Below are 24,926 nucleotides of genomic sequence, written 5' to 3'. Positions count from 1 at the left end.
CCCGGCAACCCTGCGCCGGACTCACCGACCCGACCTTGGCACTCCACGGACACGAGTGCCAGTGGATGCTGAGCCCGTTTCTAGCACTCGCCCGTGGAGAGTGCAAGCGGGCCCGCCCGGCTGCGGGCCTCGCGCGGGGGCGGGCAGGATGGGGTCATGAGCACCTGGTCGCAGGCCGGTCCGCGCACCGTCTCCGAGCATGCCGCGGCGGTCGCGGCCCTGCTCCCGCCGACCGGGACCGAGCAGGTCGCGCTGGCCGAGGCGAGCGGCCGGGTGCTGGCCGAGGACCTGACGGCGGGCGTCGCGCTGCCGCCCTTCGACAACTCCGCGATGGACGGCTACGCGGTGCGCGCCGCCGAGCTGGCCGGCGCGTCCCCCGGGGCGCCGCTGGAGTTCGCGGTGTCGACCGACATCCCGGCCGGGCGCACCGACGTCCCCGCGCTGGCGCCGGGCACGGTCGCCCGGATCATGACGGGCGCCCCGGTGCCCGCGGGTGCCGACGCGATCGTGCCGGTGGAGCGGACCGACGCCGGCGTCGAGCGGGTCCGGATCACCGAGGCCCCCGAGGTGGGCGCGTTCGTGCGCCGGGCGGGGGAGGACGCGGCGGCCGGCGCCGTCGTGCTGCGGGCCGGGACCGTGCTGGCCGCCCCCCAGATCGGGCTCGCCGCCGCCGTCGGCCGGGCTGAGCTGCCGGTGCGCCGCCGCCCGCACGTGCTGGTGCTGTCCACCGGCTCGGAGCTCGTCGCCCCGGGCGGCGCGCTGGAGCCGGGGCAGATCTACGAGTCCAACGGCACGATGCTCGCCGTCGCGGTCCGGGAGGCCGGCGGGACCGCCGAGCAGCTGTCCTTCGTCCCCGACGACGTCGAGCGGTTCCGGGCGGTGCTCGCGGAGCGGGTCGGCGAGGGCGTGGACCTGGTCCTCACCTCCGGCGGGGTGAGCGCGGGCGCCTACGAGGTCGTCAAGGACGCCATGACCGGCCACGGCGTGGAGTTCGGCAAGGTCGCGATGCAGCCCGGCGGCCCGCAGGGCTGCGGACGGCTGGAGCTGGGCGGGGTCGAGGTCGCCACGGTCACCCTGCCCGGGAACCCGGTGAGCTCGCAGGTGTCGTTCGAGGTGTTCGTCCGGCCCGCGCTCCGGGCGGCGGTCGGCCATCCCGCGCCGGCGCGGCCGGTGGTGACCGCGCGGCTGTCCGGGGCGCTCTCCTCGCCCGCCGGGCGCCGCCAGTTCCGGCGCGGCCTGCTCGACGCCGCAGCCGGGACCGTGTCGGAGGTGGGATCCACCGGGTCGCACCTGATCGCGGCGCTCGCCAGGGCCGACTGCCTGATCGACCTGCCCGCCGACACGACCGCCGTCGCCGACGGCGAGCAGGTCGCGGTCTGGCTGCTCGACGCCCCGTGACCCGACGTCGGTGGTCGTGCGTGTGCCGCGCCGAACGGTGACCTGCGGAGCCGAGCGGGCCGGCATGGCGTCCGGGTGTCGCCAGCAGGACTGCGCTGTGCAACGGGCCTGCCACTCACGCGGATGTGCGGCTGCGCCGAAAGTGTGAGCTGTTTCATGGGCAGCCGGGGCAACGATCTCACCGCGCGCGACGTCGTGGAGGGTGTCCGTTCGGCCGAAAGAGGTAGATCACGGCGGACATCCGTCGTGATCTGGACTGCCGGTCGTCGGAGAGGAATACTTTCCGCTGTGGAGGGGTAGACCCTTTACAGCACAAGACCCACCGCCCGTCGCTGGGGAGCGGACGAGCGGTTCCACGGCCGGGGTCGTCGTCTCGGGGGACGACGGCCCCGGCCCTTTTTGTGCCGTCGACCGGGCCCGCGGGATCGCGCACCGCATGCGGACGGCGTCGGGCACGAACGGCCAATCGTTCCACCGGTCGCACCCCGGCACGGGGACCCCCGGATCCTCGGCGTGTCCCGGTCGTCCCGCCGGACGGGCGTCCGTGGTGCCCGCGTAGCGTTGGTGATCCCCTACCGGAGCATCAGGAGCCGACGACCCACCATGGCCGAAGGAACCGGGACCTCCCCGACCCACATCGCCCGGCTGGTCCGGGACGCGATCCCCCCGATGCACCCGGGTGGCCGTCCGATCGTCGCCGGTGTGGCGCTCGCCGCGGCGGGAGTGCGCGCCCTCACCGGCCGCGGCACCCTGCCGGGCCTGCTCGCCACCGCGGCCACCGCGCTGTTCTTCCGCGACCCCGTCCGCACCCCGCCGCTGCGCACCGACGCCGTGCTGGCCCCCGCCGACGGCACGGTCGCCACCGTGACCGAGACGGTCCCGCCCGCCGAGCTCGACCTGCCGCGCGTCCCGCACGCCCGGGTCTCGATCTTCCTGACCGTGCTGGACGTGCACGTCCAGTGGGTGCCGGTGCACGGCCGCGTCGCGCGGGTCCAGTACACGCCCGGCACGTTCCTGTCGGCGGACCTGGACAAGGCCAGCGAGGACAACGAGCGCAACGCGATCACCGTGGTCCGCGCCGACGGTGTCGGGGTCGGGGTCGTGCAGATCGCCGGCCTGCTGGCCCGCCGGATCGTCTGCGCCCTGCGCGACGGCGACGAGGTCGCCGCGGGCGAGCGGTTCGGTCTCATCCGGTTCGGGTCGCGGGTGGACACCTACCTCCCGCCAGGGACGACCGCGCTGGTCCGCCCCGGCCAGCGGACCGTGGGCGGGGAGACCGTGCTCGGCCTGGTGGCCGAGGCGGCGGAGCGCTGAGGTCGTGGGGATGTCCCGCCCCGCCGGCGGATACCCGGCCGGCGTGCGGCTGCTGCCCAACGCGGTCACCGTCCTCAACCTCTGCGCGGGCCTGACCGCGGTCTACTTCGCGCTCCAGTCGCGCTTCGACTTCGCGATCGTCGCCATCCTCGTGGCCGCGCTCTGCGACGCCCTCGACGGTGGCCTGGCCCGGCTGCTCGACGCGTCCAGCCGGATCGGCGCCGAGCTCGACTCGCTGGCCGACCTGGTGTCCTTCGGCGTCGCCCCCGCCCTGGTCATCTACATCTGGGCGTTCGAGGGGACCCGGGCCGGCTGGATCGTGGCCCTGGTGTTCGCGGTGTGCATGGCGCTGCGCCTGGCACGTTTCAACACCCTGATCGACGACGACAGCGCCCCGCCGTTCGCCCGCGAGTTCTTCGTCGGCGTCCCGGCCCCCGCGGCCGCGCTGACCGCGGGCATCCCGCTCTACCTCTGGCTGCACTTCGGCCAGGGCTGGTGGTCGGAGCGGCCGCTGGTCGGGGTCTGGGCGCTGGTCACGGCCGGGCTCATGGTCAGCCGCATCCCGACGCTGTCGCTCAAGACGGTCCGGGTCTCGCCCCGCGCCACCCGCTGGCTGCTGGTCGGCGTGGCCGCGGTCGTCGCGATCCTGATCACGATCCCGTTCCTCGGCATCGCCGTCGCCGGGGTCGCCTATCTGCTGCTCCTGCCCTGGACGGCCTACCGCTACCGCTGGCTCTCGCGCCACCCCGAGGCGTGGGACGTGCCGACCCGCCAGCGCCGCGCCGTCGCCCGCGCGGCCCGGTCCGCCCGTCGGCTCGGTCTGCGACCGCCGCTGCGCCGCCGGGTCGCCGGCCGGGCCGGGGCGGTGGCCAGGGGTGTCCGGCGACGGCTCGACCCGGAGGGCGAGGCCCGCCGCGACGGCCTGCGCGACACCCGCGCCGTCCGGGACCCGCGCGGTCCGGGCGTCGCCGCCGCGCCCCGCGGTTCCGGCCGCCGCCTCGGCCTGCGCCGTCGCTGACCCCGACCCTCCGGAGGACCGCCCGTGCTGGAGCTCGTCGCCCGACTGGCCCCCGCGGCCGCCGACGCCCGCCGTGGTGTCGTCCGGCTGCACCCCGAGGTGCTCGCCGCGCTCGGCCTGCGCTCCTGGGACGCGGTGACCCTCACCGGGGCCCGGGTCACCGCGGCGCTCGCCGTCGCCGGTGCGCCGGGCGACCCGCACGGGCAGGCCCGGCTCGACGACGTCACCCTCTCCAACGCCGGGCTGACCGACGGTGCGACCGTCGTCGTCGCGCCGGCGCCGGTCACCGCGGCCCGGGAGGTGCGCCTGGTCGGGTCCGCGCTGACCACCGCCACGGTCGCCCCGGCGACGCTGCGACTCGCCCTGATGGGGAAGGTCCTGGTACGCGGTGACGCCGTGTCCCTGCTCCCGCAGGACATCGCCCCGGCGGCCGGGTCCGACGTCCGCTCGGTGCGTCGTGCGCTGGCCGCGGCCGTCGGCGGGACGTGGACCTCTGAGCTGCTGACCGTCGCCGTCGCCGATCCGGCCGGACCGGTGGTGGTGACGCCGTCGACGGTGGTGGGCTGGCAGGGCGGTCGGGACACCGGGGACACGGGGGATTCCGGGGACACCGGCGGCACCGCCCCGGCTGCGCTCGGGGGCCCCGGCCCTGGCGGGCCCGTCAGGTCCCCTGCGTCCCTGGCCACCGCCACAGCCTCGGCCGCTGCCGCGGGAGCCGCTCCGGGGGCCGTGGAGGGGCCCGGTGGGCCCGCCGGATCCACCGAGCCGGTGGTGCCGCTGGAGGACCTCGCCGCGAACGAGGCCGTCGCGCGCCGGCTGCTGGACTGGTTCGAGCTCATGTTCCGCCGCCCGGAGCTGCTGACCCGGCTCGGCGGCGACGCCCGGCTCGGCGTGCTCGTCTCCGGGCCGGAGGGCGCGGGCAAGGCGACCCTGGTGCGCAGCGCGGCCGCGGCGGCGGGCGCGCGCTGCGTGGAGCTCGTCGCCCCGGCCGTCGCCGCCGTCGAGCCGGCCGCCGCGGCCGAGCGGGTCCGGGCGGCGATCGCCCGGGCCCGCACCGGTGGGTCCGGCGCGACGGGTGCCGACGGCCCCGCGGTGCTGCTGGTGCACGACGCGCACGCCCTGCTCCCCGCCGCCGACCCGCCGCCGCTGGCCACCCTGGTCCTCGACGAGCTGCGCGCGGCGACCGCGCCCGGCGGGCCGGCGCTCGTGGTCACCAGCGCCGAGCCGGAGGCGCTGGACCCGCGGCTGCGGGCCCCCGACCTGGTGGACCGCGAGCTGTCGGTCGGCCTGCCCGACACCGCGACCCGGCGTGCGCTGCTGGAGCGGCTGCTGGCCGACGTCCCCCGTGCCGACGACGTCGACCTGGGCGCGGTCGCCGCCCGCACCCCCGGCTTCGTCGTCGCGGACCTGGCCGCGGTCCGCCGGGAGGCCGCGGTGAGCGCGGCGCTGCGCGGCAGCGGCGCCGAGCCCACCGAACAGGTCCACCAGTCCGACCTGCTCGACGCCGTCGGCTCGGTCCGCCAGATCTCGCTGTCCGGTGGTGGCACCCTCGGCAGCGGCGGGCTCACCCTCGACGACGTCGGCGACATGACCGAGGTCAAGGCGGCCCTGACCGAGGCGGTGCTGTGGCCGCTGCGCCACCCGGACTCGTTCGCCCGGCTCGGGGTCGACGCCCCGCGCGGGGTGCTGCTCTACGGCCCGCCGGGCGGCGGCAAGACGTTCCTGCTGCGTGCGCTCGCCGGCTCCGGTGACCTCAACGTGTTCGCGGTGAAGGGCGCCGAGCTGCTCGACAAGTACGTCGGCGAGTCCGAGCGGGCGGTCCGCGAGCTGTTCCGCCGCGCGGCCGAGGCCGCTCCGGCACTGATCTTCCTCGACGAGGTCGACGCGCTCGCCCCGCGCCGCGGGGGCTCCACCGACGCCGGGGTGGCCGACCGCGTCGTCGCCGCGCTGCTGACCGAGCTGGACGGGGCCACACCGCTGCGCGAGGTCGTCGTGGTCGGGGCGACCAACCGGCCCGAGCTGATCGACCCGGCGATGCTGCGCCCGGGCCGGCTGGAGCGGCTGGTGTTCGTCCCGCCGCCGGATGCCGACGCGCGGGCGGACATCCTGCGCGCGGCGGGCCGCGACGTGCCGCTGGCCGACGACGTCGACCTCGACGCGCTCGCCTCCGAACTGGACGGTTACTCGGCGGCGGACTGTGCGGCGCTGCTGCGTGAGGCGGCACTGACCGCGATGCGGGAGTCCCTCGACGCGGGCGAGGTGACTGCGGCGCACCTGGCGACGGCACGTCGCACCGTGCGGGCGTCGCTGGACCCGGCGCAGGTCGCCGAGCTGGAGGCCTACGCCCGCCGCCGCAGCGACGGCTGAGTCGCCGCGGCCCGGGGCGGCGCAGCGCCCCTGGAACGGCGCAGCACCCCGGGAACGGCGCTGCGCCCCGGATCGACGCAGCACCCTCGGAACAGCACAGCGGGCCCCTGAACAGCGCAGCGGCCCCGGACGGATCGTCCGGGGCCGCTGCGGTCGGTCGGGTCAGGCGGCGGAGAAGTCCCGCGTCACGATGACGATGACGCCGGGCGTCGCGTCCTGGATGCCGTCGAAGCGGGGCTCAGAACGGATGCCGAACTTCTTCGCGATCTCCTCGGCCGCGGCCTTCTCGGTGGTGCCCTGCCGGTAGTAGACGGTCGTGGTCGGGATGACGCCCTGGGAGTAGTTCTGCACCTGGGACACGGTCCAACCGTTGGTACGGAACTCCCCGGCCGCCTTCTCGGCGAGACCGCGGATGGTCGAGTTGTTGTAGATCCGCACGACCGGACGGGCCACGACCGCGGACCCCTCTCCGGCGGCGGAGCCGGAGCCGCCCTGGCCCGCGGAGCCGGGGCCGGAGCCCGCGGCGGGCGGCGGCGCGGCGACGGCCGGGCCGGCGCCCTCGTACCCGGGGGAGCCCGGCGTGCCGGGCGCTCCGGGGGTGAACGGTGAGGTCTCCCCGGGCGTGCCCGGGGCGGGGGTGGCGCCGGTGCCGGGCACGGCGCCGTCGCCGGTGCCGTCCCCCGGAGCGGGGGCCGGGGCGGGCTCGGCCGACGCCGACGGAGGCGCGGCCTGGTTGCCGCCGTCCTCACCGCCGCCGGTGAGGCCGATCAGGCCGACGACAGCGGCGACCACACCGACGCCGACCAGCGCGATACCGGCGATCTTCAGCGGTGACTGCCCACCGGACGCGGGTGCGGTCATCGTGACCTCCTGGCTGTCAGGGCTCGAGGCCGAGGCGACGGGCGGCGCGGGTGCGCTGCCTGCTGGAGCGCAGCCGGCGCAGGCGCTTGACCAGCAGCGGGTCCACCGCCAGCGCCTCCGGCTTGTCGACCAGGGCGTTCAGCACCTGGTAGTAGCGGGTGGCCGACATGTCGAACAGCTCGCGGATCGCCTGCTCCTTGGCACCCGCGTACTTCCACCACTGGGCCTCGAACGCGAGGATCTCGCGTTCGCGGCGGTCGAGCTCGCGGGAGGACACGGCAGCGGTGCGCCGGTGCGCTCCGCGGCGTTCCGGCAGGGACCCGGCGGACTCCATCACGCTCCTCGAGCGGACGACGATCTCGTACTGCGGCGGCCCCGCCCGGGCACCGCGACGACGAACGACACGTCTGTCATTCGCGGTGCGGATTCAACCACAGGGGACCGACGGTCCCCGGCCGCGACGCGCCTGGAGAGCGGGTCGGTCCACAACGAAACCGCCCGGCCGGGTCACCTCCGGCGGCGACCGTAGGCTGCTCCGGTGACGGTTCTGCGCATCCGCATGGTCGGCGACCCCGTGCTCCACACCCCCACCCGCCCCGTCGTCACGGTCGACGACTCGGTCCGGACGCTGGTCGAGGACATGTTCGAGACGATGGCGGCCGCGAACGGCGTCGGCCTCGCGGCCAACCAGGTGGGCGTGGACCTGCGGCTGTTCGTCTTCGACTGCCCCGACGAGGAGACCCGCACCATGCGCCGCGGGCTCGTCGTCAACCCGGTGCTGGAGACCTCGGAGATCCCGGAGATCATGCCGGACCCGGACGACGACCAGGAGGGCTGCCTGTCGGTGCCCGGCGAGAACTTCGCGACCGGCCGGGCGGAGTGGGCCCGGGTGACCGGCACCGATCTCGACGGCGAGCCCGTGTCGTACGAGGGGCGCGGCTTCTTCGCCCGCTGCATGCAGCACGAGACCGACCACCTCGACGGGCGTCTGTACCTGGACCGGCTGATGGGCCGCCACCAGCGCGCGGCGAAGAAGATGCTCAAGCGCAACGGCTGGGGCTCGCCGTCGGACTCCTGGGACCCGTCGGCCGTCGAGGCGGAGGACGTCCCCCGGGGATGACCCCGGGGTCGACCCCGGGAGTCATACCCCGGTACTAGGGGTCGACCTGGGAGAACCGGCCCCACGACCGATGTGGCGGGGTGCTCCCCGGGGGCATCGTGGACGCCATGGTGCTCACGATCCTCGCAGTCCTCCCCGTCCTCGCCGTGCTGCTCGTCATGGCCGCGCAGCCGCTGTTCGAGCTGTGGGACGCCCGCGCGTCCGAGCGCGGCGCCGCCCAGCTCGGTGCGCAGGTCCCGCTGCCCGACGACGACGTGCCCGCGCTGCTGTCGGCCGCGCCCACCGCGTACCCGGAGGCGCTCGGCGACGTCGTCGCCCCGCTGCGGATCCCGGCGCAGCGCCGCCCGCTCACCCCGGTCGGCCGGAACGCCGCCCGGGTCTGAACGGCGCTACTCGACCAGACGGTTCTCCCAGGCCCACGCCGCGATCTCCACCCGGTTGCGGGCGTCGAGCTTGGACCCGATGTTGGCGATGTGGGTCTTCACCGTCGACAGCGACACGAACAGGTCCCCGGCGATCTCGGAATTCGTCCGGCCGCGGGCGACCGCCTTCACGACCTCCAGCTCGCGCGGTGAGAGCGTGGCGTGGACGTCGGCGCGGGCCGGCTCCGGCTCGGTCAGCCGCTCCAGCAGCCGCACGGTGACCGACGGCGACACCAGCGCGTCGCCCGCCGCGGCGGCGCGGACCGACTCGACGAGCAGCCGCGGGCCCGCCGTCTTCAGCAGGAACCCGCAGGCGCCCGAGCGCAGCGCACCGTAGACGTACTCGTCCAGGTCGAACGTCGTGACCACCACGATCCGCGGCGGGTCCGGGTCCGCGGTCAGCGCGCGGGTCGCGGCGATCCCGTCCATCCCCGGCATCCGGACGTCCATGAGCACGACGTCCGGGCGCAGCTCGCGGGCCATGGCGACGGCGTCGGTGCCGGTGGCGGCCTCCCCGACGACCTCGATGCCGTCCTCGGCGGACAGGATCAGCCCGAACCCGGTGCGCACCATCTCCTGGTCGTCGGCGAGCAGGACCCGGATCGCGTTCACCGGCCGTCCCCGGCCGGCACCTCGGCGACGACGATCCACCGGCCGGGGCCGTCCGCCCCGGCGTGCAGCGACCCGCCGAGGGCCTCCACCCGCTCCCGCATCCCCGCCAGCCCGTACCCGCCCGGGTCGCGCAGCGGGTTCTCCGTCCCGGTCCCGTCGTTGTGCACCACGGTCACCAGCCTGCCCGCCTGCAGATGGAGGCCGACCGACACCCTGCTCGCGCCGGGCGCGTGCCGGTGCACGTTGGTCAGTGCCTCGCGCACCACCCGGAACGCGGTCGCCGCGACGGCCGGGCCGAGCCGGGCCGTCCGCACCTCGGGTGCGATCTCCAGCCGGGCCCGGCCGCCGTCGGGGTCGAAGCGGGCGACGACGTCCTCGATGTCGTCGAGGCCGTGTCCGGGGGTGCGCACGGCCCCGTCCCCGGTGTCGTCCCCGGCGCCCGAGCGCAGCACGCCGACCATGCGGCGCATCCCGTCGAGGGCCTCGGCACCGGCCCGCTCGATCGCCTCCAGGGCCCGGCCGGCCTCCTCCGGGCGGCTGCCCGCGACCACCACGCCGGCCTGCGCCGCCACCACGATCGCGGTGACGTGGTGGGCGACGGTGTCGTGCAGCTCGCGGGCCAGCTCGAGCCGCTCCTCGTTGCGGGTCTGGGCGAGCCGGGCCGAGCGGCGCTGCCACAGCTCGCGCGCCGCGGTCGCGACGACCATCGTGCCGGCCCAGCCGACCACGGTCAGGCTGGCGAACACCTCGCGGTCGATGCCCGGCACGCGCAGCAGCGGCATGCTCACGATGACGCACAGCGACACCGCCGCCGTCACGATCACCGCCCGGACCGGTGCGGTCCGCACCGTCGACACCGTGACCACGGCCAGTGCGAACAGCTCGGTCAGCGACAGGAACGGGATCCCGCCGGTCAGCAGGGCCCCGACCGAGCCGCACACGGACAGCCCGAACGCGATCGCCGCGACGGGGAGCGGGCGGGTGCCCGTCCGGTACCGGAGGAGCACGACGCCCGCCACGAGCAGGCCGTACACCGCGCCGCTCGGTACCTGGACGCCCGAGCTCAGGCCCAGGGCGGCGTCGCACAGCGCCCAGAACAGGTAGGCGAGCAGCTCGAGCCCGACCAGGATGTTCCGGCCGCGGCGTGTTCCGGCGTTCATGGTGATCACGGTAGGGCGCGCCGTGGCCCGTCGCCCTCGGTCGGAAGTACGACGACCCCTCGGTGAACTCCGTACCACGGGCTGATGCCCCGGCGCCCTCCCGACGGCACCGTGAGCGCCATGATCCATGGTTCGAGGAATCCGGCCGACGTGCCCGAGCGGATCGCCGCCGCGACGGTGAACCTGGTCCGCACCTACGGGAGCGGCCGGGCCGCGGTCCGCGCGCTGGACGGGGTCACGCTGTGGCTGCCCGCGGGCCGGTTCACCGCGGTGATGGGGCCGAGCGGCTCGGGCAAGTCCACGCTGCTGCACTGCCTGGCCGGTCTGGACCGGCCGACGTCGGGGCAGGTGCTGCTGGGCGAGACCGACCTGGGGGCCCTGAACGAGTCCGCGCTGGCCCGCGTCCGGCGTGACCGGATGGGATTCGTCTTCCAGGACGGCAACCTGCTGCCACACCTGACCGCGGGCGAGAACATCGACCTCGCGGCCTCGCTGGCCGGGCGCCGGCCGAACCACGCGTGGCGGGCCGAGCTCGTCGAGCGGCTGGGCATCGGTGACCGGCTCACCCACCTGCCCTCGGAGCTGTCCGGCGGGCAGCGCCAGCGCGTCGCGGTGGCCAGGGCGCTGCTGGGCCGCCCGGAGATCGTCGTCGCCGACGAGCCGACCGGCGCACTCGACACCCGTTCCGGGCGTGAGCTGCTGGGCCTGCTGCGGGCCTGCGTGGACGACTACGGCCAGACCGTCGTCATGGTCACCCACGACCCGCTGGCGGCCGCGGCGTCGGACCAGGTGCTGCTGCTGCGCGACGGTCGTGCCGCGGGCCGGCTGGACCGGCCCACCCCGGACCGGGTGCTGTCCGCGATGGGCGCGCTCACCGGCACCGGCGCCCCCGCGATCGCCGACGCCACGATCACCGGTCCGGTGGCCCGGTGAACCCGGCGACCCGCGCGGCCGTCGCCGGGGCCCGGCGCAGCCCGCGTCAGCTGCTGCTGACCGGGCTCGCCGTGCTGGTGGCGACGGTGTTCGCCGCCGCGGCGGTGCTGCTGACGGCGAGCCTGCGCGCCGACCTCCTGGGGAACACGTCGTCGGTGCCCGCGGGCGCGACGTTCGCCCTGGAGACCGACACCTCGTCGGGGGCCGCCACGACGGAGCTGGAGGGCCGGCTGCGCGCGCTGTCGGGGGTGACCGCGGTGTCGACCTCCCGGTCGGGTGCGGTCGCCGTCGTCGCGGGCGGCGCGAGCGGCACCTGGTTGCTGAGCACCGACCCGATGACCGGGCCGCTGCAGGGGCTGGAGCCGCTGACGGCCGGTCGCCTGCCCGCCGGCCCGGGGGAGGCGCTGGTCGGGGCGAGCACCGCGGAGCGCACCGGGCTCGCCCCCGGCGCCACGGTCGGCCTCGGCGACCGCACGCTGACGGTCACCGGGGTGGTGCCGGTCCGTTCCGAGGGCATCGACTCGCTCGTCGTCCGCGACGACGACCCGGCCGCCGCCGGGCTGTCCGCCTACCGCACCGCGGTTGCCGGGAAGCCGGACCCGACCGCGCTCGCCGCCGTCCCGGGCGTCACCGGGGTCCGGACCGCCGACGACCAGCGCACCGAGGACCTGGCGTCGGCCTCGGCGTCGGCGGACGCGCTGCTGGCCGGGCTGTCGGTGTTCGTCGGGCTGGCGCTGGTCGCCGCGGCCGTGGTGGTCGCCTCGACGTTCCGGATCGTGCTGGCCCGCCGCACCCGTGAGCTGGCGCTGCTGCGCTGCGTCGGTGCGGGCCGCGGGCAGGTGGTGCGGTCGGTGCTGGCCGAGGCGGCGCTCACCGGGCTGGTCGCGGGGGTCGCCGGGGCAGCCGTCGCCGTCGCGGGCGGGTGGGTCGCCCTGGCGGCGGCGGGCGCGGCCGGGATGAACGCCCCGGCGCTCGTGGTGCCGTGGGGGCGGATCGCGGGATGCGTGCTGCTCGCCGTCGTCGTGACGGTGCTGGCAGCGCTGGCCCCGGCGCTCGCCGCCGGCCGGACCCCGCCGGTGGTGGCGCTCGGCGCGGCGGACGCGAGCGGTGCACGCGCGCCGCGGGCCCGGGTGCGGCTGTCGCTCGCCGCGGTCTCGCTCGTCCTGGCGGTGCTGCTCGCCGTCGCCGGCGTCGCCATGGGGAGCCCGCTGGGCGGGCTGGTGCTGGCTGCGCTGTCCGGGATGCTGGTGTTCGCGGCGCTCGTGGCGACCGGGCCGTTCGTGGTGTCCGGCGCCGCGGCGCTGGTGGCGCCGGTCGTCGCGCGGTGGGCGCCGGGGCGGATCGCGGTGGGCAACGCGCGACGGATGTCGCGGCGTACCGCGGCGATGACGACGGTGCTGTCGCTGGGCGTGGGGCTGACCGCAGCGATGCTCGTCGCCGCGGCAGGCGCCTCGGCGGACGTCACGGCGTCCCTCGAACGGGACTACCCGGCCGACATCGTCGTGTACGCCGACGCCGGCGAGGCCGCGTCGCTCGCGGCCCGGCTCGACGCCGTGCCCGAGCTGACCGCCCGGGAGGCCGACGGCCTCGTGCTCGTCGACCCGGCGCCGGGGGTCGACCCGGTGGCCGTGCGGACCGCGGTGGTGCGGGCCGCGGGCGACGCACCGGTCGCGTTCACCGCGGAGCTGCGCGAACAGGCCGAGACCACGGTCGGCGCCGTCCGCGGGGTCGGACTGGGCCTGGTCGGAGTGACGCTGCTGGTGGCGGTCGTCGGGATCGGGGTGACCCTGGCGCTGTCGGTCAGCGAACGGACCCGGGAGATCGCGTTGCTGCGCACGCTCGGGCTGTCGCGGGCCGCGTCACGGCGCGCGGTCGCGATCGAGGCGGCGCTCGCCGGCGCGGTCGCGGCGGTGCTCGGCGTCGTGCTGGGAGGTGTTTACGGCCTGCTGGCGCTGACGGCGTCCGGCCTCGGATCGCTCACGGTGCCGCCGCTGGGGCAGCTCGCCGGGCTGGCGGTCGCGGTGGTCGCGGTCGCGGTGCTCGCGTCGGTGGGGCCGTTGCGCCGCGCCGGGCGGATCGAGCCCGCGCACGGCGTCGTCGCGGCGTGAGCGCGTACCCGCGCGCCCGGACCGGGGGGTCGGGCGCGCGGGTGGCCCCGGTGGGTCAGTTCGCGGGCTCCAGCACGAACACCGGGATGACCCGGGAGGTCTTCTCCTGGTACTCGGCGTAGGGCGGGTAGGCCTCGACGGAGCGGTCCCACCACTCCTGGCGCTCGTCGCCGGTGACCTCGCGGGCCACGAACGTGCCGGTCTGCGTGCCGTCCTGGACCTGGACCTGCGGGTTCGCGACCACGTTGTGGTACCAGGCCGGGTGCTCCGGGGTGCCGCCCTTGGAGGCGATCATCGCGTACGAACCGTCGTGCTCGACGCGCATCACCGGCACGTAGCGCTTCTTGCCGGACTTCGCGCCGGTGGTCGTGACCAGCACGATCGGGCGGTCCATGACGGTGACGCCCTCGGTGGTGCCGTTCTCGAGGATCTTCTCGGTCTGCTCGCGGACCCAGTCGGTCGGGGAGAGCTCAGCGTTCTGCGTCATACCGGTGGAGAACCCGATACCACCGGTGATCATTCCTCGCAGCCGGGTGAGGGGCTGGTGTTCGTCGCCGGACGGTGCCTACGGTGCCGGTGCACGACCAACTGAACACGCGGGAGCTCCGTCGCGCGGGGCTGAGAGGGCGACTCGCCGGTCGCCGACCGCAGAACCGGCCGGGTAATGCCGGCCAGGGAGGACCGTCATGACAACGGCACCAGTGCGTCCGCAGCAGGTCACCACCGGCCCGATCCAGGGCTCGGCCAAGGCCTGGATCGAGGGCCCGGACGGCATCACCGTCCCGGTCCGGCGGATCTCGCTCTCCAACGGCGAGCACCACGACGTCTACGACACCTCCGGCCCGTACACCGACTCCGACGCGACCGTCGACCTGCACGCCGGGCTGCCCCGGCTGCGGGAGCCGTGGGTCGGGTCGCGGGAGCCGGGGACCCAGATGTCCTGGGCACGGGCCGGGATCGTCACCCCCGAGATGGCCTACATCGCCGTCCGTGAGCGGTGCGACGCGGAGCTCGTCCGCGCCGAGGTCGCCCGCGGCCGCGCGGTGATCCCGGCCAACCGCAACCACCCCGAGTGCGAGCCGATGATCATCGGCAAGCGGTTCCTCACCAAGGTCAACGCCAACATCGGCAACTCCGCGGTGAGCTCCTCGATCGCCGAGGAGGTGGAGAAGATGGTGTGGGCGACCCGGTGGGGCGCCGACACCGTGATGGACCTGTCCACCGGCAAGGACATCCACGAGACGCGCGAGTGGATCCTGCGCAACTCCCCGGTCCCGATCGGCACCGTGCCGATCTACCAGGCCCTGGAGAAGTGCAACGGGGACCCGGCCGCGCTGAGCTGGGAGATCTACCGCGACACCGTGCTCGAGCAGTGCGAGCAGGGCGTGGACTACATGACCGTGCACGCCGGGGTGCTGCTGCGGCACGTCCCGCTGACCGCCAAGCGGGTCACCGGGATCGTCTCCCGCGGCGGCTCGATCATGGCGGCGTGGTGCCTGGCGCACCACACCGAGTCGTTCCTGTACACCCACTTCGCCGAGCTGTGCGAGATCCTCCGCCGCTACGACGTCACGTTCTCCCTCGGCGACGGCCTGCGCCCCGGCTCGATCGCCGACGCCAACGACGAGGCCCAGCTCGCCGAGCTCGCCACCCTCGGCGAGCTGACGCGGATCGCGCGCGGGTACGACGTGCAGGTCATGATCGAGGGCCCCGGCCACGTCCCGATGGACAAGATCGTCGAGAACGTGCGGCTGGAGGAGGAGTGGTGCGACGAGGCGCCGTTCTACACCCTCGGCCCGCTGGCCACCGACATCGCGCCCGGCTACGACCACATCACCTCCGCGATCGGCGCCGCCCGCATCGCCGAGGCCGGGACCGCGATGCTCTGCTACGTCACGCCCAAGGAACACCTGGGGCTGCCGAACCGCGACGACGTCAAGGTCGGGGTGATCAGCTACAAGATCGCCGCGCACGCCGCGGACCTGGCCAAGGGCCACCCGCACGCCCAGGCCCGCGACGACGCGCTGTCGGCGGCGCGGTTCGAGTTCCGCTGGCGCGACCAGTTCGCGCTCTCGCTCGACCCGGACACCGCGACCGCCTACCACGACGAGACGCTGCCGGCCGAGCCCGCGAAGACGGCGCACTTCTGCTCGATGTGCGGGCCGAAGTTCTGCTCGATGCGGATCACCCAGGACGTCCGCGACTACGCCGAGGCGCACGGGCTGACCAGCGTCGAGGCGATCGAGGCCGGGATGGCGGAGAAGTCCGGGGAGTTCCGCGACGAGGGCGGCCGGGTGTACCTGCCGATCGCCACCGCGGACTGAGGCACCGGACCGGGGCGTGCCCCGCCGGGGCCGCGGGATCCCACCCGCGGCCCCGGCACCGTCTACCGTCGTCGGCGACCACGCACGACGCGGGAGCTCGCGGAACAGGCGGGCTGAGAGGGCGGCCGGGTCCCACCGGGACCGGCGTCGCCGACCGCGTACCGGCCGGGTAATGCCGGCCAGGGAGGACACGTCCATGGAGCCCACCGTCGGCACCACCCCGCCCCGGGTCATGACGATCGCGGGCACCGACTCGGGCGGTGGCGCGGGCATCGCCGCGGACCTGCGCACCTTCGCCGCCTGCGGGGTGCACGGCTGCCTCGCCGTCTGTGCGGTGACCGTGCAGAACTCGGTCGGGGTCACCGGCGTGCACACCGTCCCGGTCGAGACGATCGCCGGGCAGATCGCCACGGTCGCCTCCGACATCGGGCTGCAGGCCGCGAAGACCGGGATGCTCGCGAACGCCGAGATCATCGAGACCGTCGCGCGGGCCTGCGACGGATGCGACATCGGCGCCGGTCGGGCCACGCCGCTGGTCGTCGACCCGGTCGCGGCCTCGATGCACGGGGACCCGCTGCTGGCCGCCGAGGCGCTGGACGCCTACCGGCACACGCTGTTCCCGCGGGCCACGCTGGTCACACCGAACCTCGACGAGATCCGGCTGCTCGTCGAGCACGACGTCCACGACCGCGCGGGCCAGTACGCCGCGGCGAAGGCGCTGCACGCGCTCGGCCCGCGCGCGGTCCTGGTGAAGGGCGGCCACCTCGCCGAGGACACCGACGGCTGCCTGGACCTCCTCTACGACGGCGACACGGTCGTCGAGCTGCCCGGCCCGCGTTTCGACACCGGCCACACCCACGGCGGCGGGGACTCCCTGGCCGCCGCGATCGCGTCCGGGCTCGCCCGCGGGATGGAGCTGGAGGCGGCGGTGCGCTTCGGGAAGCGCTACATCGTCGAGGCGGTCCGGCACGCCTACCCGCTGGGCGCCGGGCACGGCCCGGTGTCCCCGCTGTGGGCCGTGCGGCCGTGGTGGGAGGAGGACGACTGACCCTGCGCACCCCCTTGGATGCGAGATGGATGCGATCTCAACAAATCCGAGGTCGGGAACGACCGGGCCCCGGCGGGCCGCAGATGCGGATCCCGGCTCGCGCGTCGCTCCGCGAAGGGTGCCCTGACCTGGGGATCGGTCGCTGTGGTCTGCATCGCACTTGCCGGTGGAGGTGTATACGCTTCCGCGCGATGAGCATCTTGGGCACCCGCGTCGTCCGCACCGAGGATCCGGTCTTCCTCACGCGCGGCGCGACCTACACCGACGACCTGACCGAGGAGCGGCTGACCGGGGCGTTGCACCTGACGCTCGTCCGCTCCCCGCTGGCCCACGCGACGATCACCTCGATCGACACCTCGGCGGCGCTCGCGTCGCCCGGCGTCGTCGCCGTCGTCACCGGGGCCGACCTCGACATCGCCCCGGCGCTGCTGTTCCCGGGCGCCAACAAGGCCATGACCCGCCCGTTCCTCGCCACCGACCGCGTGCGGTTCGTCGGCGAGCCGGTCGCGGCGGTCCTCACCGAGGAGTTCTACCAGGGTGAGGACGCGGCCGAGCTGGTCGACGTCGAGTACGAGCCCCTCGACGTCGTGATCGACCCGCTGGCCGCGGTCCGTGACGAGACCCTGCTGTTCCCCGAGGCCGGGACCAACACCGCGGCCGCCTACGGGCACGACGAGGAGCAGGACGCCACGTTCTTCGACGGCTGCGAGGTCGTCGTCTCCCGGGACCTGGTGAACCAGCGGCTGGCCGCGGCCCCGCTGGAGACCCGCGCCGCCAGTGCCGTCTGGGACGGCGACCACGTCACCGTCTACATGTCCAACCAGAACGCCCAGGGCGGCCGCGACGAGATCGCCGGCTGGCTGGGCCTGGACAAGGACAAGGTGCGGGTCGTGCTCCCCGACGTCGGCGGCGGCTTCGGCGCGAAGATCGGCTCGGACCCGGAGTTCGGTCTCGTCGCCTGGCTCGCACGCCGGCAGGGCCGCCCGGTCCGCTGGAACGAGTCCCGCTCGGAGAACATGACCGGCATGGTGCAGGGCCGCGCCCAGCGCCAGACCGTCACGATCGGCGGCACCCGTGAGGGCCGGGTCACCCACTACCGGATCGACGTCGTGCAGGACCTGGGCGCCTACCCGCGCCTCGGGACCTTCCTGCCGATGTTCACCCGCATGATGGCGCCCGGCACCTACGACATCGCGAACGTCGACTCCCGCGCGCGCACCGTCGTCACCAACACGACCTCGATCGCCGCCTACCGCGGCGCCGGGCGACCGGAGGCGACCGCGGCGATCGAGCGGGCGATGGACCTGTTCGCCGCCGAGATCGGCAAGGACCCGGCGGAGGTCCGCAAGCTGAACGTGGTCGCCCCGGACAAGTTCCCGTTCCAGACCAAGGGCGGGGTCGAGTACGACTCCGGCGAGTACGCCAAGGCCATCGACCTGGCCCTGGAGAAGTCCGGCTACGCCGGGCTGCGCGCCGAGCAGAAGGCCCGCCGGGAGTCCGGCGACGCCCGCCAGCTCGGCATCGGCGTCTCCTCCTACGTCGAGATCACCGGTGGCGGTGCGTTCGCCGAGGACGCGTCGGTGGAGGTGCACCCGGACGGCTCGGTGACCGTGCTGACCGGCACGTCCCCGCACGGGCAGGGCCACGCCACGGCGTGGGCGATGCTCGCGTCCGACCAGCTCGGCGTCCCGATCGAGAAGATCACCGTCAAGCACGGCGACACCGACCTCGTCCCGCGCGGCGGCGGCACCATGGGGTCGCGCTCGCTGCAGACCGGTGGCGTCGCGGTGCACCAGGCCTCGGCCGAGCTGGTCGACCTGGCCAAGCAGCGCGCCGCGGAGCTGCTCGAGGCGGGCGTGGACGACCTGGAGCTCGACCCCGAGCACGCCGCGATCACCGTCAGGGGCGTCCCCGGCGCGAAGTCGGTGACCCTGGCCGAGCTGGCCGCCTCCGAGCAGCTCAAGGTCGACACGACCTGGGACGGCAAGAAGCCGACCTTCCCGTTCGGCGCGCACGTCTGCGTCGTCGAGGTGGACACCGAGTCCGGCAAGGTGACGGTCGAGAAGATCGTCGCCGTCGACGACGCCGGACCCATCCTCAACCCGCTGCTCTGCGACGGTCAGCGGCACGGCGGGATCGCCCAGGGCATCGCGCAGGCGCTGCTCGAGGAGGTCATCTACGACGAGGAGGGGCAGCCGCTCACCGGCACCTTCGCCGACTACGGCATCCCGTCGGCCGCCGAGCTGCCCAGCTTCGACCTGGTCGAGATGACGACCCCGACGCCGGTCAACCCGATGGGCTACAAGGGCATCGGCGAGGCCGGGACGATCGGCTCCACCCCCGCCACCCAGAGCGCGGTCATCGACGCCCTGTCCCACCTCGGCGTCACGCACATCGACATGCCCCTGACCCCGATGCGGGTCTGGGAAGCCATCCAGGAGGCCTCCAAGTGAAGGTCGAGATCACCGTCAACGGTGAGCCCACCAGTGCCGACGTGGAGCCCCGTCAGCTGCTCGCGCACTACCTGCGGGAGACCGTCGGGCTGAAGGCCACCAACATCGGCTGCGACACCACGTCGTGCGGCGCGTGCACCGTGCTGCTCGACGGGGACGCGGTCAAGTCGTGCACCGTGCTGTCGGTGCAGGCCGACCAGCAGTCGGTCACCACCATGGAGGGGCTCGACGGCGCCGCCGAGGGCCGCCCCGAGCACCCGGTCACCGCGGCGTTCCGGTCCGAGCACGGGCTGCAGTGCGGCTTCTGCACCCCGGGCATGGTCATGTCCGCGGTGTCGCTGATCAGCCACGACGACGACCTGGACGAGCGGAAGGTCCGCGAGGGCCTGGAGGGCAACCTCTGCCGCTGCACGGGCTACCACAACATCGTGCGCGCGGTGCTCGTCGCCGCGGGGAAGGACCCGGACGCCGCGCAGAAGGCCGAGGCCGAGTCCGACGCGCTGCGTACCGCGCCCGGCTTCTCCCGCGGGGAGGCCGGCGCATGATCCCCCTCGCGTTCGACTACGCCCGCCCGGACACCCTCGACGACGCCATCGCGCTGCTCGCCGAGAAGGGCGAGGACGCCAGCGTCCTGGCCGGCGGCCACTCGCTGATCCCGGTCATGAAGGTGCGCCTCGGCGCGCCGGAGTTCCTGATCGACATCGGCAGGCTCCCGGAGCTGTCCTACATCCGTGTCGAGGGCGACGAGCTCGCCGTCGGTGCGGGCACCAAGCACCGCGACGTGGTCGACTCCGCCGAGGTCGCGGCCGAGGTGCCGCTGCTCGGAGCGGTCGCCCGCACCGTCGGTGACCCGCAGATCCGGGCCCGCGGCACGCTCGGCGGCACCGTCGCGCACGCCGACCCGGCCGCGGACCTGCCCGCCGCGCTGCTCGCGCTGGACGCCACCGTCGTCCTGCAGGGGCCGCGCGGGAAGCGCTCGGTGCCGATCGGCGAGTTCTACACCGGCGTGTTCACCACCGTCCGCGAGCCCGACGAGCTGATCGTCGAGATCCGGATCCCGCGCTGCGGTGACCAGGGCTGGGCGTACGAGAAGTTCACCCGGCGCAGCAACGACTGGGCCATCGTCGCCGTCGCGGTGTCCGGTGACCGGATAGGCCTGGTCAACATGGGGTCGACCGCGCTGCGGGCGTCCGCGACCGAGCAGGCCCTCGCCGACGGGCGCTCGGTCGCCGAGGCGGCCGCGCTGGCCGCCGAGGGCACCGAGCCGCCGGCCGACACCCACGGGTCGGTCGCGTACCGCACCCACCTGGTGCAGGTGCTGACCCGGCGCGCGCTCGAGACGGCGCGCGGCCAGGGCTGAGCCACCCCGCCGACCGAGCACCGGGGGCCGGGCTCACACGAGCCCGGCCTCCTGGGCGGCGATCGCGGCCTGGGTGCGGGAGCGCAGGCCCAGCTTCGCCAGGACCCGGGACACGTGCGTCTTCGTCGTCCCCTCCGAGATGACCAGCTCCGCGGACAGCTCGGCGTTGGACAGCCCGCGGCCCAGCCCGGCGAGCACGTCGGTCTCGCGCGCGGTGAGCGTCTCCAGCCCCGGTACCGACGACGGCCGCGGCGCCCCCGCGTAGCGGCGGATCACCCGCCGGGTCACCTCCGGTGCCAGCACTCCCTCGCCGCGGGCCACGGCCCGCACGCCGTCGGTCAGCCGGGTCGCGTCGACCGACTTCAGCAGGAACCCGGCAGCCCCGGCCGCGAGCGCGCCGTCGACGAGCTCGTCGAGGTCGAACGTGGTCAGCACCAGGACCTGGGTCGGCCCGCCCCCGGCGAGGATCCGCCGCGTCGCCTCGATGCCGTCGATGCCGGGCATCCGGATGTCCATCAGCACCACGTCGGGCCGGTGCTCCGCGGCCGCCCGCACGGCCGAGAGCCCGTCGGCCACTTCGGCGACGACGTCGATGTCCGGGGCCGAGCCCAGGATCAGCACCAGCCCCGTGCGGACCGCCTCCTGGTCGTCGGCGACGACCACCCGCACGGTCATCGCGCCACCACGTCGGTGTCCGGGGCGACGGCGGCCAGTGGCAGATCGGCCCGGACCAGCCAGCCGTCGCCGTCGGGGCCAGCGTGCAGGGTCCCTCCGACGGCACGGGCGCGCTCGCGCAGGCCGTCGAGGCCGGTGCCGCCGTGCAGCCCCGGAGCCGCCGCGGGGCGCCGCCCGGGGCCGTTGCGGACCTCGACGAGCAGCCGGCCCGGGGCATCGGAGTGGAGGCTCAGGCGCACCGTCACCTGCGAGCCGGGTGCGTGCTTCGCGGCGTTGGTCAGCGACTCCTGCACGATGCGGTACCCGGCGAGGTCGACCGGGGCGGGCAGCGGGTCCGCGCCGCGCTCGTCGTGCAGGACGGGGGACAGGCCGGCGGCGCGGGCCTCGTCGAGCAGCGCGTCGACCTCGGACAGCCGGGCGGGCGCCCCGGGCGGGTCGGCCGTGTCGCCGTCGCGCAGCAGCCCGATCATCGTGCGCATCTCCCCGAGCGCGGCGACACCGGAGGACCGCACCGTCCCCAGCACCTGCCGGACCAACGCCGGGTCGGCGCCGGGCTGCAGCGCCGCCTCGGACTGCAGCGCGATCGCCGACAGCCGACCGGCGACGACGTCGTGCAGGTCGCGGGCCATCCGGGCCCGCTCCGCGGCGACGGCGGCGTCCCGCTCCCGGGCCGCTGTCTGCTCCACCGCGGCGGCCCGCTCCCGCTCGACGGCCGCCAGGTCCCGGAACCGGCGCACCTCCAGCCCCCAGACCAGTGGGAGCCCGACGACGAGCGTCAGGTTGAGCACCGCGTAGGTGCCGGTGCGCATGCCCGTGGTCAGCAGTGCCACGACGCCCAGGACGGTGGCGACCCCACCGGCAGCGACGGCGACCGCCCGTGCGGTGCGCCACGGCGGGAACACCACGGCGCAGTAGAGCAGGTCGGTGAACACGAGCACGGTCCCGATCTCGGTCCGGCCTTCCAGGACGGGGCCCGCGACCACGGCCGCCGTGCCGACCAGCAGCCCGGCGGGCACCGCGATCCGGCGCAGCACCGACGCGGCGCAGCCCACCCCCATGAACAGCAGCGACGCCGGTGTCGCCCCTCCTGACCCCGCGCCGGACCAGGCGATCCCCGCGTCGGGCAGCGCCCAGATCAGCAGCAGCCCGACCACGAACCACACGACGCCCGTCCCGGCGTCGCGGAGCACCGAGGGTGCGCCGCCGTCGCGGTTCACCAGGTACGTGATCACACCTCATCCCAGCACGCCCGGCGCCCGCGCCGCGTCCGTCGAAGGTGGTACGCGCGGATCGGTCGCACGCCGGACGCGCCACCGCGGGCGGGGCGGCACGATCGCCGGCCATGGGGGAGTCGTTGTTCGCCGAGCCGCTGCTGTGGCTGATCGTCGGCGCCGAGATCGGGTTCTGGGTGTTCCTGCTGGCCGGGCTGGGGGCGCGCTACGTGCTGCGTCGCCGGGGCCTGGGTGCGGTGTTGCTGCTGGGGGTGCCGCTGATGGACCTCGTGCTGGTCACCGCCTCGACGGTGGACCTGGCGACCGGCGGCGAACCGTCGCGGGTGCACGGGCTGGCCGCGCTCTACCTCGGGATCACCGTCGCGTTCGGACACTCGCTGGTGCGCTGGGCCGACGTCCGGTTCGCCCACCGCTTCGCGGGCGGCCCGGCACCGGTACGCCCGCCCCGGGGCGGGGCCGCCCGGATGCGGTACGAGTGGCGCGAGTACGGCAAGGTCGTCGCCGCCTGGGTGATCACGGCGGCGGTGCTGGTGCTGCTGTCGGTGGTCGGCGGCCGCGCGGTCCCGGCGCCGGGTGCCTGGTCGGGGGACCCGATGTGGTCCTGGCTGGCGACGGCGTCGCTGATCGCCGGGATCTGGTTCGTCGCGGGGCCGCTGTGGGCGACGGTGTTCCCCGGTACCGACGACCGGGAGCGCTCCGGTGCCCGGTGACCGCCTCGCCGCGCCGGACGTGCTGCGCGGCCTCGCGATCGCCGGGACCTTCGCGACGAACGTCTGGGTGTTCGCCGACCCGCGCGGGCCGGGTGCGGTGTTCGCCGGGTTCTCCGCGGGGTGGTGGCTCGACACCGCGCTCCGCGCCGTCGCGAACGGCAAGTTCCTCGCACTTCTCACCCTGCTGTTCGGCATCGGGATGGAGCTGCAGTACCGCTCCGCGGTGCGCCGCGGGCTGCGGTGGCCCGGCCGCTACCTCGCCCGGGCCGGGATCCTGTTCACCGAGGGACTGCTGCACTACGTGCTGGTCTTCGAGTTCGACGTGCTGATGGGCTACGCGATCGCCTCGGTGCTGGTCGCGTGGCTGGTGGGCCGGTCGGCGCGGGTGCGGACGGCGGCGGCCTGCGTCGCCGGGGCGGTCACGGTGCTGCTCGTGGTCGGCGCGTCCGTCGCGACGGCCGGCAGCACCGGGGCCGACGTGCCGCTCCCGCCGTACCCGGCGACCTGGACCGGACAGGTCGCCGCCCGGCTGACCGACCCGCTGCTCTACCGGGTCGAGCTCGTGCTGATCGTCCCGTCGGCGGTGGCGCTGTTCCTGGCCGGGTCGGCCCTGCTGCGCGCCGGCCTGTTCGACACCGCCGCCGTCACCCTGCGCCGGCGGCTGATCGGCACCGGGGCCGTCGGGGTGGTGCTCACCCTGCTCACCACGCTCGGCGGCGCCCCGTGGTTCCTCGTCGAGCGCTACCTGGTGGCACCGCTGGTCGCGCTGGGGCTGCTCGGCCTGGTGCCGGAGGTCCTGGCGCGACTGCGTGGTCCGGCCGGCCCGGTGCGGCGCGGGCTCACCGCGCTCGGCCGGACCGCGATGACCTGCTACGTCGGCCAGAACGTCGTGGCCGCGGTCCTGTTCGGCGCCTGGGGGCTCGGCCTGGCCGGGGCGCTCGTCGGCGTGCCGGCGCCGCTGCGGACCGGGGTGGTCGTCGCGGTGTGGGCCCTCGTCGTCGCCGGCTCGGCCGCGGCGGCGGGGTGGTGGTTGCGCGGCCACGACCGCGGCCCGCTGGAGGCGCTCACCCACGCCCTGCTCAGAGGTCGATCACCAGCCAGCCGCCGTGGTGCTCGGACACCGTGAACGACCGGCCGGTGCGCTCCCCGATCCGGGTCAGGACGCGCTCGTCGAAGACCCGGACGTGACCCCAGGCGGGGTTCGGCTCGTCCTCGAACGGGACGGCGACGACCACCCGTCGCCGGGCGAGGCGCAGCATCTCGGCGACGACCTCGTCGCCGTCGGACTCGGACAGGTGCTCGACGAGGTGCACGGCGAACACGGTGTCCGCGCACCCGTCGGGCAGCGCGACGGCACGCGCGTCGGCGACGTGGGTCTCCAGGTCGGCGCCGAGCTGCGGCGCCATCCGGGTCAGCAGCTCGACGGTGCCGCCGGTGAGGTCGGTGGCGGTGACGCGGTGGCCGTCGCGGGCCAGCTGGAGCGACAGGAAGCCGAAGCAGCAGCCGAGCTCCAGCACCTCCTCGCCCAGCACGAGGGACCGGGCGCGGGCGTGCACCGGCGCCATCTCGGCGTTGGTGCCGCCCGGCTCGGGCTCTCCGACCAGCGCGTCGAGGGTGTTGCGGTAGAAGGCGAGCCACGCGTCGTCCGGGAGCTCGGGGTCCTTCGCGGCGCTCGCGACGCAGGCGACGAACGCCTCCTCGAAGCGCTCGGCCGGCAGGATCCCGGGCTGCACCAGGGTGCGGTCCAGCCAGCCGGCGAGGTCGTTGGAGAGCCGGTCGGTTCCGATCATGGATCGCTCCTGTGCGTGCGG

The 24,926-nt window shown here is 75.3% G+C and carries 23 protein-coding genes; 15 read left to right on the top strand and 8 right to left on the bottom strand.

Going from position 1 to position 24,926, the window contains the following annotated elements:
* Positions 1-156: 156 nt before the first annotated feature.
* From glp to Ae717Ps2_RS24550, 4 genes are all read left to right on the top strand, one after another.
* Positions 157-1,398, top strand: coding sequence for a gephyrin-like molybdotransferase Glp (gene glp, locus Ae717Ps2_RS24565; protein WP_020622656.1), 1,242 nt, complete (start codon positions 157-159; stop codon positions 1,396-1,398).
* Between the two features lie 603 nt (positions 1,399-2,001).
* Positions 2,002-2,712 carry a phosphatidylserine decarboxylase gene (locus tag Ae717Ps2_RS24560; RefSeq protein ID WP_075333942.1) on the top strand — a complete coding sequence of 237 codons (711 nt, stop codon included), beginning with the start codon at positions 2,002-2,004 and terminating at the stop codon, positions 2,710-2,712.
* A 10-nt stretch (positions 2,713-2,722) separates the two neighbouring features.
* Positions 2,723-3,730, top strand: a complete 1,008-nt coding sequence (pssA, locus tag Ae717Ps2_RS24555; protein WP_075309828.1) for a CDP-diacylglycerol--serine O-phosphatidyltransferase — start codon at positions 2,723-2,725, stop codon at positions 3,728-3,730.
* A gap of 24 nt (positions 3,731-3,754) precedes the next feature.
* Positions 3,755-6,097, top strand: coding sequence for an AAA family ATPase (locus tag Ae717Ps2_RS24550; protein ID WP_075333941.1), 2,343 nt, complete (start codon positions 3,755-3,757; stop codon positions 6,095-6,097).
* 162 nt (positions 6,098-6,259) lie between these two features.
* Here Ae717Ps2_RS24550 and Ae717Ps2_RS24545 read toward each other — a convergent pair whose 3' ends face one another.
* A complete protein-coding gene (locus Ae717Ps2_RS24545; RefSeq protein WP_075309832.1) occupies positions 6,260-6,958 on the bottom strand; it encodes a LytR C-terminal domain-containing protein in 699 nt (232 codons plus the stop codon).
* 16 nt (positions 6,959-6,974) lie between these two features.
* Positions 6,975-7,292, bottom strand: a complete 318-nt coding sequence (locus Ae717Ps2_RS24540; RefSeq protein ID WP_020622870.1) for a DUF3263 domain-containing protein — start codon at positions 7,290-7,292, stop codon at positions 6,975-6,977.
* A 204-nt stretch (positions 7,293-7,496) separates the two neighbouring features.
* Here Ae717Ps2_RS24540 and Ae717Ps2_RS24535 point away from each other — a divergent pair, with 204 nt between their 5' ends.
* Positions 7,497-8,078 carry a peptide deformylase gene (locus Ae717Ps2_RS24535; protein WP_075309834.1) on the top strand — a complete coding sequence of 194 codons (582 nt, stop codon included), beginning with the start codon at positions 7,497-7,499 and terminating at the stop codon, positions 8,076-8,078.
* Between the two features lie 107 nt (positions 8,079-8,185).
* Complete coding sequence (locus tag Ae717Ps2_RS24530) at positions 8,186-8,461, top strand: hypothetical protein (protein WP_139318904.1); 276 nt, start codon at positions 8,186-8,188, stop codon at positions 8,459-8,461.
* Between the two features lie 6 nt (positions 8,462-8,467).
* Here the strand turns inward: Ae717Ps2_RS24530 and Ae717Ps2_RS24525 are convergent, their stop codons facing one another.
* Together Ae717Ps2_RS24525 and Ae717Ps2_RS24520 are read right to left on the bottom strand one after the other, a co-directional pair.
* Positions 8,468-9,112, bottom strand: coding sequence for a response regulator transcription factor (locus tag Ae717Ps2_RS24525; RefSeq protein ID WP_226361709.1), 645 nt, complete (start codon positions 9,110-9,112; stop codon positions 8,468-8,470).
* Positions 9,109-10,272, bottom strand: coding sequence for a sensor histidine kinase (locus Ae717Ps2_RS24520; RefSeq protein ID WP_158071542.1), 1,164 nt, complete (start codon positions 10,270-10,272; stop codon positions 9,109-9,111). The genes Ae717Ps2_RS24525 and Ae717Ps2_RS24520 overlap by 4 nt, the downstream gene beginning before the upstream one ends.
* Before the next feature lie 120 nt (positions 10,273-10,392).
* Between Ae717Ps2_RS24520 and Ae717Ps2_RS24515 the strand changes: the two genes are divergently transcribed.
* Together Ae717Ps2_RS24515 and Ae717Ps2_RS24510 are read left to right on the top strand one after the other, a co-directional pair.
* Positions 10,393-11,205: an ABC transporter ATP-binding protein gene (locus Ae717Ps2_RS24515; protein ID WP_075334368.1), complete on the top strand. Its 813-nt coding sequence runs from the start codon at positions 10,393-10,395 to the stop codon at positions 11,203-11,205.
* A complete protein-coding gene (locus Ae717Ps2_RS24510; RefSeq protein WP_075333940.1) occupies positions 11,202-13,313 on the top strand; it encodes an FtsX-like permease family protein in 2,112 nt (703 codons plus the stop codon). Before Ae717Ps2_RS24515 ends, Ae717Ps2_RS24510 begins: the two co-directional genes overlap by 4 nt.
* Positions 13,314-13,368: 55 nt before the next feature.
* Here Ae717Ps2_RS24510 and Ae717Ps2_RS24505 read toward each other — a convergent pair whose 3' ends face one another.
* Positions 13,369-13,800 carry a nitroreductase family deazaflavin-dependent oxidoreductase gene (locus Ae717Ps2_RS24505; protein ID WP_075309841.1) on the bottom strand — a complete coding sequence of 144 codons (432 nt, stop codon included), beginning with the start codon at positions 13,798-13,800 and terminating at the stop codon, positions 13,369-13,371.
* 199 nt (positions 13,801-13,999) lie between these two features.
* Here Ae717Ps2_RS24505 and thiC point away from each other — a divergent pair, with 199 nt between their 5' ends.
* The 5 genes from thiC to Ae717Ps2_RS24480 all read left to right on the top strand — a co-directional run bounded on the left by thiC (position 14,000) and on the right by Ae717Ps2_RS24480 (position 20,498).
* Complete coding sequence (gene thiC / locus Ae717Ps2_RS24500) at positions 14,000-15,637, top strand: phosphomethylpyrimidine synthase ThiC (RefSeq protein WP_075309843.1); 1,638 nt, start codon at positions 14,000-14,002, stop codon at positions 15,635-15,637.
* Positions 15,638-15,833: 196 nt separating this feature from the next.
* The gene (gene thiD / locus Ae717Ps2_RS24495; RefSeq protein WP_139318905.1) at positions 15,834-16,685 is read left to right on the top strand and encodes a bifunctional hydroxymethylpyrimidine kinase/phosphomethylpyrimidine kinase; all 852 of its coding nucleotides are present in this window, start codon (positions 15,834-15,836) and stop codon (positions 16,683-16,685) included.
* Positions 16,686-16,876: 191 nt separating this feature from the next.
* The gene (locus Ae717Ps2_RS24490) at positions 16,877-19,138 is read left to right on the top strand and encodes a xanthine dehydrogenase family protein molybdopterin-binding subunit (protein ID WP_075309847.1); all 2,262 of its coding nucleotides are present in this window, start codon (positions 16,877-16,879) and stop codon (positions 19,136-19,138) included.
* Positions 19,135-19,683, top strand: coding sequence for a (2Fe-2S)-binding protein (locus Ae717Ps2_RS24485; protein WP_075309849.1), 549 nt, complete (start codon positions 19,135-19,137; stop codon positions 19,681-19,683). The genes Ae717Ps2_RS24490 and Ae717Ps2_RS24485 overlap by 4 nt, the downstream gene beginning before the upstream one ends.
* Positions 19,680-20,498, top strand: a complete 819-nt coding sequence (locus Ae717Ps2_RS24480; RefSeq protein WP_075309851.1) for a xanthine dehydrogenase family protein subunit M — start codon at positions 19,680-19,682, stop codon at positions 20,496-20,498. Before Ae717Ps2_RS24485 ends, Ae717Ps2_RS24480 begins: the two co-directional genes overlap by 4 nt.
* A gap of 33 nt (positions 20,499-20,531) precedes the next feature.
* Here Ae717Ps2_RS24480 and Ae717Ps2_RS24475 read toward each other — a convergent pair whose 3' ends face one another.
* Positions 20,532-21,173, bottom strand: coding sequence for a response regulator transcription factor (locus Ae717Ps2_RS24475; protein WP_075309853.1), 642 nt, complete (start codon positions 21,171-21,173; stop codon positions 20,532-20,534).
* The gene (locus Ae717Ps2_RS24470) at positions 21,170-22,405 is read right to left on the bottom strand and encodes a sensor histidine kinase (protein ID WP_083695323.1); all 1,236 of its coding nucleotides are present in this window, start codon (positions 22,403-22,405) and stop codon (positions 21,170-21,172) included. Before Ae717Ps2_RS24470 ends, Ae717Ps2_RS24475 begins: the two co-directional genes overlap by 4 nt.
* A 110-nt stretch (positions 22,406-22,515) precedes the next feature.
* On the opposite strand from Ae717Ps2_RS24470, the gene Ae717Ps2_RS24465 reads away from it, so the two are divergent.
* Positions 22,516-23,115, top strand: a complete 600-nt coding sequence (locus Ae717Ps2_RS24465; RefSeq protein WP_020626203.1) for a hypothetical protein — start codon at positions 22,516-22,518, stop codon at positions 23,113-23,115.
* Positions 23,105-24,241, top strand: a complete 1,137-nt coding sequence (locus Ae717Ps2_RS24460) for a DUF418 domain-containing protein (RefSeq protein WP_075309857.1) — start codon at positions 23,105-23,107, stop codon at positions 24,239-24,241. The genes Ae717Ps2_RS24465 and Ae717Ps2_RS24460 overlap by 11 nt, the downstream gene beginning before the upstream one ends.
* Here the strand turns inward: Ae717Ps2_RS24460 and mftM are convergent.
* Positions 24,195-24,905 carry a mycofactocin oligosaccharide methyltransferase MftM gene (gene mftM, locus Ae717Ps2_RS24455; protein ID WP_075309859.1) on the bottom strand — a complete coding sequence of 237 codons (711 nt, stop codon included), beginning with the start codon at positions 24,903-24,905 and terminating at the stop codon, positions 24,195-24,197. The genes Ae717Ps2_RS24460 and mftM overlap by 47 nt on opposite strands.
* Positions 24,906-24,926 lie beyond the last annotated feature (21 nt).

It is taken from the genome of Pseudonocardia sp. Ae717_Ps2 (genome assembly GCF_001932475.1).
In the GTDB taxonomy this organism is placed as follows: Bacteria; Actinomycetota; Actinomycetes; order Mycobacteriales; family Pseudonocardiaceae; genus Pseudonocardia.
Note: the sequence above shows the minus strand (reverse complement) of the source record. Positions and strands in the feature narration are given on the sequence as shown.

Bases quoted from the DNA above. Each gene is read 5' to 3' on its own strand.
- glp (WP_020622656.1), top strand. From the start codon at position 157: ATGAGCACCTGGTCGCAGGCCGGTCCGCGCACCGTCTCCGAGCATGCC.
- Ae717Ps2_RS24560 (WP_075333942.1), top strand. From the start codon at position 2,002: ATGGCCGAAGGAACCGGGACCTCCCCGACCCACATCGCCCGGCTGGTC.
- pssA (WP_075309828.1), top strand. From the start codon at position 2,723: ATGTCCCGCCCCGCCGGCGGATACCCGGCCGGCGTGCGGCTGCTGCCC.
- Ae717Ps2_RS24545 (WP_075309832.1), bottom strand. From the start codon at position 6,958: ATGACCGCACCCGCGTCCGGTGGGCAGTCACCGCTGAAGATCGCCGGT.
- Ae717Ps2_RS24540 (WP_020622870.1), bottom strand. From the start codon at position 7,292: ATGGAGTCCGCCGGGTCCCTGCCGGAACGCCGCGGAGCGCACCGGCGC.
- Ae717Ps2_RS24530 (WP_139318904.1), top strand. From the start codon at position 8,186: ATGGTGCTCACGATCCTCGCAGTCCTCCCCGTCCTCGCCGTGCTGCTC.
- Ae717Ps2_RS24520 (WP_158071542.1), bottom strand. From the start codon at position 10,272: ATGAACGCCGGAACACGCCGCGGCCGGAACATCCTGGTCGGGCTCGAG.
- Ae717Ps2_RS24515 (WP_075334368.1), top strand. From the start codon at position 10,393: ATGATCCATGGTTCGAGGAATCCGGCCGACGTGCCCGAGCGGATCGCC.
- Ae717Ps2_RS24505 (WP_075309841.1), bottom strand. From the start codon at position 13,800: ATGACGCAGAACGCTGAGCTCTCCCCGACCGACTGGGTCCGCGAGCAG.
- thiC (WP_075309843.1), top strand. From the start codon at position 14,000: ATGACAACGGCACCAGTGCGTCCGCAGCAGGTCACCACCGGCCCGATC.
- thiD (WP_139318905.1), top strand. From the start codon at position 15,834: ATGGAGCCCACCGTCGGCACCACCCCGCCCCGGGTCATGACGATCGCG.
- Ae717Ps2_RS24490 (WP_075309847.1), top strand. From the start codon at position 16,877: ATGAGCATCTTGGGCACCCGCGTCGTCCGCACCGAGGATCCGGTCTTC.
- Ae717Ps2_RS24480 (WP_075309851.1), top strand. From the start codon at position 19,680: ATGATCCCCCTCGCGTTCGACTACGCCCGCCCGGACACCCTCGACGAC.
- Ae717Ps2_RS24475 (WP_075309853.1), bottom strand. From the start codon at position 21,173: ATGACCGTGCGGGTGGTCGTCGCCGACGACCAGGAGGCGGTCCGCACG.
- Ae717Ps2_RS24465 (WP_020626203.1), top strand. From the start codon at position 22,516: ATGGGGGAGTCGTTGTTCGCCGAGCCGCTGCTGTGGCTGATCGTCGGC.
- mftM (WP_075309859.1), bottom strand. From the start codon at position 24,905: ATGATCGGAACCGACCGGCTCTCCAACGACCTCGCCGGCTGGCTGGAC.